This window comes from Methanobrevibacter sp., from assembly GCF_045636185.1.
Classification (GTDB): Archaea; Methanobacteriota; Methanobacteria; order Methanobacteriales; family Methanobacteriaceae; genus Methanocatella.
Genome location: NZ_JAZTXC010000055.1, coordinates 1 through 7,325 on the forward strand (window position 1 = coordinate 1; position 7,325 = coordinate 7,325).

At 31.8% G+C, this 7,325-nt stretch carries 7 protein-coding genes; 6 read left to right on the forward strand and 1 reads right to left on the reverse strand.

What is annotated here, in order from left to right; all coding sequences use genetic code 11:
• The first annotated feature begins 18 nt into the window (after nt 1-18).
• From ACKI3Q_RS03420 to glyS, 6 genes are all read left to right on the forward strand, one after another.
• Nucleotides 19-1,392 (forward strand): MATE family efflux transporter, encoded by a 1,374-nt coding sequence (locus ACKI3Q_RS03420; protein WP_407414271.1) that lies wholly within the window; start codon nt 19-21, stop codon nt 1,390-1,392.
• Nucleotides 1,393-1,542: 150 nt separating this feature from the next.
• A complete protein-coding gene (gene tfrB, locus ACKI3Q_RS03425; RefSeq protein WP_407414273.1) occupies nt 1,543-3,015 on the forward strand; it encodes a fumarate reductase (CoM/CoB) subunit TfrB in 1,473 nt (490 codons plus the stop codon).
• Between the two features lie 20 nt (nt 3,016-3,035).
• Nucleotides 3,036-3,923 carry a TrmJ/YjtD family RNA methyltransferase gene (locus ACKI3Q_RS03430; RefSeq protein WP_407414275.1) on the forward strand — a complete coding sequence of 296 codons (888 nt, stop codon included), beginning with the start codon at nt 3,036-3,038 and terminating at the stop codon, nt 3,921-3,923.
• Nucleotide 3,924: 1 nt separating this feature from the next.
• The gene (locus ACKI3Q_RS03435) at nt 3,925-4,746 is read left to right on the forward strand and encodes a DUF362 domain-containing protein (RefSeq protein WP_407414277.1); all 822 of its coding nucleotides are present in this window, start codon (nt 3,925-3,927) and stop codon (nt 4,744-4,746) included.
• 17 nt (nt 4,747-4,763) lie between these two features.
• Nucleotides 4,764-5,348 (forward strand): dCTP deaminase, encoded by a 585-nt coding sequence (gene dcd / locus ACKI3Q_RS03440; RefSeq protein ID WP_407414279.1) that lies wholly within the window; start codon nt 4,764-4,766, stop codon nt 5,346-5,348.
• 16 nt (nt 5,349-5,364) lie between these two features.
• On the forward strand, nt 5,365-7,059 hold the full coding sequence (gene glyS, locus ACKI3Q_RS03445) for a glycine--tRNA ligase (RefSeq protein WP_407414281.1): 1,695 nt from the start codon (nt 5,365-5,367) through the stop codon (nt 7,057-7,059).
• A 16-nt stretch (nt 7,060-7,075) separates the two neighbouring features.
• Here the strand turns inward: glyS and ACKI3Q_RS03450 are convergent.
• On the reverse strand, nt 7,076-7,325 hold a 250-nt coding region (locus ACKI3Q_RS03450), incomplete at its 5' end, for a transcriptional regulator FilR1 domain-containing protein (RefSeq protein WP_407414283.1).

Genomic DNA, 7,325 nt, shown 5'->3' on the forward strand with positions numbered 1-7,325 from the left:
AACAAACTATAATAAATAATGACTAAAAATATAGATATAATAAATAATCCAAAGAATGCATTTTGGAAACTTTCTACACCCATTTTTCTTCTTTCACTGTTTAATGCATTTTATTCAATGGTTGATTTATTTTGGGTATCACAAATGAGTCCCGAAGCATTTTTCGCAGTTGGTGTTGCTCATCCATTATTTAAACTAATAACAGGATTTGGAGAATCAATAGGTACTGGAACTAATTCAATAATATCAAGAGAAATAGGTAAAAAAGACTATAAAAATTCCTATAATTCAATATTGCATGGTATTATGACTTGTATCATACTAGGTGTAGTTTTAATATTAATTATACCCTTTTTAAAAAATATATTGAATATAATGGGTGTTACCAAATCCATTGATTTAGCAATTGATTATTTAACTCCAATATTTATATTTTCATTTATATTTCTTATTTCAAAATTATTTGTAAGCACTCTTCAAGCAGAAGGAAATACAAGAACACCAACCATCGTACTTATTATAACCAATATTTTAAATTTAATTTTGGATCCGCTTTTTATTTTTGTTTTTAATTGGGGGGTTGCAGGTATAGCATATGCAACAATAATATCCACATCAATTTCAGTTATTTATTTCTTATATTTATATTTAAGTGGAAAAACCGAAGTTATTTTAAACTTAAAGTATTTTAAACTAGGTATTGTTTATGAAATATTTATAGTAGCTATTCCAAATTTAATCATGGATATGTTATGGAGTTTTTACACGATGTATATTAATAGAATCTTAATCGCACAACTTGGTCAAATTGGAGTATTACTATATTCAACAGCATCACAAATTGAAATATTAATCACAACCCCACATCAAGGATTCGATAGGTCATTAGTAACAATTTGTGGACAGCTATTTGGTGCAAACAAAATCCAAAAATTAAAAGAAATATATAATTACTCACTTAAATACTCATTAATTATTTCTCTAACTTGTACTATAGTATTTTTCATTATAAGAGATTATGGATTTGCTTTATTTTCTGTTACAGGAGTTGAAACATCAGTATTTTATATTGCATTATTTGGAATTGTCATAGTATCTGCTAAAGAGGTATCAAAAATATCAAATAAAATGTTAGATGGAATTGGAAAAAGTTATCATTCATTAATATTAACAAATTCATTGATAATTTTTCAAATAATAATCATTGCATTGTTATCCTCAATTTTAACTTCAGGAGTAGGTGTTTTGATTGGAATAACAATAAGTGAAGTAGTATTTTCCATTATCACATATATTATAGCAAAAACTATTTTAAATGGTGATAACCTTATGGAAGAAAAAATCGAAATTATAGAAGAAAAAGTCGTAATTTTAGAAGAAAAAAGAAAATAACTCCTTTTTAAGAAATTCTCAGAAATTATGAATTTTATTTTTTCAGCGATATTTCACTATTTTTTATAAGTAAAAATCTATATAATAATAAAGATAAATATATTATAAATTTATAATTATTATGACTAGCTTTATAAAGAGGGAGAAATGATGATTAAGGTTTATGTCTCCAGGTTCAATAAAGAAGTAGATGATGAACCTCATATGGAGTGTTATGAAATTGAAAAAAAACCGCAAATGATGGTTTTGGATGCTCTTCAAGCCATTAACGAAAAATATGATGCGGATATTAGCTTTAGAAGTTCATGTAGAGCGGGACAATGTGGGTCCTGCGGAGTTTTATTAAATGGGAACGGTGCACTCGCATGTCAAAAAGAGATTAAGGACAATGCAATAATCGAGCCTCTGAAGTTTCCAGTTATTAAAGATTTAATTGTTGATAAAAGCGGAATAGAAAATAAAGTTAAAGACTTGCAGCTAAATTTACATTCACAAAATCATGATGAACTTAATACAAGCATAACAAAAGAAGAAACTCTTAAAACCAAAAAAGTTAGAAGCTGTATTGAATGTTATTCCTGTCTTTCAAGCTGTCCTGTTGTTAACATTGCAACTGAAGAATTTGGTGGACCATATATAATGAGATACATATCCAAATTTGAATCAGACCCTCGTGAAGATTTAAATCGTTTGAAAGATGGTTTGGACGAGGGCTTGTATAACTGTACCAGCTGCGGAAAATGTTTAGCAGTGTGTCCTAAAAACATTAATACCTTCGGAGATGCGATTGAAAAAATGAGAGCCATCGCATGTTCTGAAAACTTAGGTCCGCTGCCGGAACATGTTGCATTCAATGACAACATTAAAGAAACCGGCAGGTCAGTTAGTGTTGACGGTGAAAGCTTCATCAGTCAAGTGGACAATTATAATGAATCCAATGTAGCCTTATTTACCGGCTGTATGTTAGACAATAAACTACAGAAAATAGGACATAGCTTGCTTAAAGTTCTTGAAGCCAATGACATTAAAATCGATATTCCTGAAGGACAGGTATGTTGCGGTTCTCCACTTTTAAGGACAGGACAGACAGAACTTGTTCAAAGTTTAGTTGATAAAAATAAAGAAGTTTTCAAAGATTATGATACTGTCATTACATTATGTTCCGGTTGTGGTGCTACACTTAAAAATGATCATCCTAAATTTGGTTCTAAGCTTAATGTAATGGATATAAGTGAATTTCTGGTTGATAAACTTGATACCAGTAAAATGAAAGAAGTGAATATGAAAGTTACCTACCATGACCCATGCCATTTGGCCAGAGGCCAGGGTATTAAAGACCAGCCTAGGGAAATAATCGAGAAAGTCCCCGGTGTTGAATTTGAAGAAATGCTTTATCCTTGCCAATGTTGCGGTGCAGGCGGAGGAATAAAATCCGGAAGGCCAGAAATTGCAATGGAACTTTCAAAAGCCAAAGCATCCATGATTAAAGATACTAATGCTGATGCGGTAATTACAATCTGTCCATTTTGTCAAAGAAACCTTCAAGACGGATTGGACGATATTAATGAAGAGAATGTTAAAGTAATGCATATTCTAGAGCTATTGGAAAAATCATACGAATAAAAGAATATGGAGTTGATTGAATGGGAGATGCTGCCGTAAGTGAACAGAAAGTAGTTGAAACTACACCAGTCAGTTCACCTGAAGAAGAAAAAAAAGCTGAAAAAAAATCAACTTCTACAAAAAAAGCAAAATCTAGAGGACAGTCATTAGCCATTAAGGATTTGCAGCAAACTAAAAAAGAAGAGGATGACGAACTAGACTTATTTAAAAGTAATATATATGTCGTTTTTGTTGAATGTGAAACTCCTGGAAATATTGGATTTCTTGCAAGAACAATGGCAAATTTTGGATTAAAGAACTTGGTTTTAATTAATCCTCCAAAATTAACTCCAGAAGCATATTATCAGGCAACACATGGCAAATACATTGTTGAAAATGCCTTAGTTTATCCAAGCCTTGATGAATTTTATCAATCCAAAAGAATAGATTTTAAAATTGCATCAACAGGAATTGCTGGAGGAAGCTATAATCTATCAAGAATCCCTTTAAGACCAGAACAACTATCCAAAAGCATTAATATTAATAATAAAATTGCATTATTATTTGGAAGAGAAGGTGATGGGCTTTCAAACAAAGAAATAGAAGGATGTGACATATGTGTTTCCATTCCAACGGATCCAACATATCCTATTTTAAACATTTCACATGCAGCGGCAATAATATTTTATGAATTATTTAAAAATAAGCACGAATTTCCTGTCGAAGGACTTGAAGAAAGTTCTTCACTTGAAAAAGAATATTTAATAAAAGACATGACCGATTTAATAAATATTCTTGATATTCCCGAGCATAAAAAGAAAAATGGTTTAAAGACATTTAAAAATATTATTAATAGAGCATTCATTACAGGAAGAGAAGCACATACATTTAAAGGTATACTTAGAAGACTAAAAAACAAAATGGGGTAATATGAGAAGAAAAAGTTTTGCAGAAATCAGCATATTTGTAGTTAACAGAATATTTAACTGGAGATTTAGGATTGCTGGACTGACAAAAAAATCGAAAATAGCTAAAAAAGTAATAAATAAAATGCTATTTGAAAAAGATGATGTTGTTATTATTCCAAATACGCTAAAAATAAATAAAAAGATAGAAAGTGAAGGAACAGAATTTTTACCTACTCAGGTAATAAAGGATGTCATTAAAAAATGTGATGATATTGTTATAATGGAGACATGCCTTTGTAGAACCTCAAGCAAATGTGAAGATTATCCTCACGATATTGGATGCATATTTCTTGGTCCGACAAGCAGAAAAATTCCAAGAACAGTAGGTCATGACGCAACAGTCGAAGAAGCACTGGCTCATGTTGATAAAGCAGATGCTGCAGGATTAAGCCATCTTATTGGAAGAAATAAAATAGATTCAGTATGGATGAATGTTAGGCCTGACGAAGGGTTACTAACAATCTGCCACTGCTGTCCGTGTTGCTGTCTTTGGAATGTTGTTCCTAATTTACATGACGACATAGCTAAAAAAATATACAGATTAGATGGTCTTAAAGTAACATGGAATGAAGATAAATGTAAAAACTGTTTAAAATGTTTAAAAGACATTTGCATGTTTGATGCAATCAGTTTAGAAAATGACAAAATAATTATAAATCAAGACAAATGCAGAGGATGTGGACTTTGTGCTAATTCCTGCAAATTTGACGCTATTGATGTGAATTATAATGATAAAACTATTGATGGAGTTGTCAATAGAATGTATAACTTGATTGAAGAATAAAATGATTATGTGATAAAATGGCAATTTTAAGTGATAAGACTATAAGAGAATATTTGGATGATGGGAAAATCGTTATTAATCCCATCATAGATGAAAAGCAAATACAACCATCTTCTGTTGATATGAGATTGGGAGATGAATTTAAAGTATTTAAGGTAATTAGAAAAGCATATATTGATCCGAAAGATGAAGAAGAAATTGCATCCTGCATGGAAGAAATTAAAGTTCCTGAAGGAGATGCTTTTATAATTCACCCAAACGAGTTTGCATTGGCTACAACCGCAGAATACGTTAAACTTCCTGATGATATTGTGGCTCGTGTAGAAGGACGTTCAAGCATAGGAAGACTTGGTGTTACAATGCACGTAACTGCAGGTTTTATTGATCCGGGATTTGAAGGAAACATTACACTTGAAATCTCAAACATCGGAGCAATGCCTGTTGCTCTTTATCCCGGTCAAAGAGTATGTCAAATTGTTTTTGAAACAATGACAACACCCTCAGAATTGCCATACGGACATCCTGATAGAAACAGTAAATATATGGGACAGACAAAACCTGAAAGTAGTAGAGTTAAATTAGATTACGAATTAAAAAAATAAATGGAAGTTAATATTTATGAATCATGACAAAATGACTAATATAAGTGCAAAAAGAGGATTTTTATGGCCATCATTTGAAATATACTCTGGAGTATCCGGATTTACTGATTATGGCCCGCTAGGAGCAAGTTTAAAAAATAACATTATGCAGAAATGGAGAAAGCAATATGTTTCTGGCGAAGGATTCTATGAAATAGAAGGACCGACAGTAATGCCTAAAGAAGTCCTTAAAGCATCCGGTCACGTTGATAACTTTACAGACCCAATGACAAAATGTGAAAGCTGTGGAGAAGTTTACAGAGCAGACCATATCATTGAGGAAGCTATCGGGCAAGATGTTGAAAGCCTTGAAAATAGCGAAATGGATAAAATCGTAGAGGAAAACAATATCAAATGTCCTGAATGTGGAGGAGATTTAGCCAAAATTTGGGATTATAATTTAATGTTCAAAACCCAAATAGGTGCTAAAGGAAATAAAGTAGGATATATGAGGCCCGAAACTGCGCAGGGAATATTCATTTTATTTAAACGTCTTGAAAGGTTTTTCAGAGGAAAACTCCCATTTGGTGCAGTGCAATTGGGAAAAGCTTACAGAAATGAAATTTCCCCAAGACAAGGAGTTATAAGACTCAGGGAATTCACACAAGCAGAGGCTGAAATCTTTTTAGACCCTGAAGATAAAACCACCCCTAAATTTTCACAAATTGAAAATGAAATTTTAAGGCTAAATTCACAGGAAGTTCAGGAAAATGATTTGGAACCTTTAGAAATTACTGCCCGTGAAGCACTTGAAAAAGGAATTGTAGCTAATGAAATGTTAATTTACCAATTATATTTAGCACGTAAATTTTTAAATGAGATTGGAATACCAAATGAAGTTTTAAGATTCCGCCAACACTTGGCCGGAGAAATGGCTCATTATGCTCTTGACTGTTGGGATGTTGAAGTTAAAACCGACAAATACGGATGGGTTGAGATTATAGGTATTGCCGATAGGGGAGACTATGACTTATCTTCACACTCCCAATTCAGTAACGATGAATTATATGTCTTCAAAGAATATGATGAACCTAAAAAAGTTAAAAAAACCATTGTTAAACCTAATCTGTCTAAATTCGGACCTGTATTTAAAGGAGATTCACCTAAAGTAAAACAGGCTATTGAAGAGGCAGACCCTGAAGAAATTATCTCCGCTTTAGAAAATAATGGAAAATACGTTGTTGAATTAGACAATACATATGAAGTAGAAGAGGAATTGCTCCTCATTGAAGAAGTGGAAGAAGACGTTACCGGTGAAAAAATAATTCCTCATGTAATTGAACCTTCTTTTGGTATCGACCGTATTGTTTATTCCGTATTATTACATTCATTTACAGAAACTGAAGGTAAAGATTACTTTAAATTTGCAAAATCCGTTGCTCCAGTGCAAGTTGGAGTTTATCCTCTTGTTAAAAAAGACGGACTTCCAGAAATTGCTATTGAATTAAATAATACACTAAGAGAAGCCGGTTTTAAAGTCGAATATGATGAAGGTAATACAATCGGTAAAAGATATGCCAGAGCTGATGAAATCGGTATTCCACTTGCTGTAACTGTAGATTATGAAACAAAAGATGACAATATGGTTACTGTGAGAGACAGAGACACAGAAGCTCAAGAAAGAATAGCAATCAGCGATTTAAAAGAATATTTGGAAAATTATTATAAATGAGTAGATTAATACTCATTTACATATTCTCTTTTTTAAAGTTTTCAAAAAGCTCATTAGCCCACTTAATACAATCATCATTCGTTGAAGTTAACAATCTATTTTGATCATAATTACCATTATCCTTAAAGAAGCCCAATACCATATTTTTATCCGTGCATAACAGTAGCAAATAATTAAACTCATTAAAATCGAAGAAATCTATTTTTAAATTATCATGAGGATCATCCAAATTTTTAACCAGAATATCCTTTATATTTTGAGGAGAA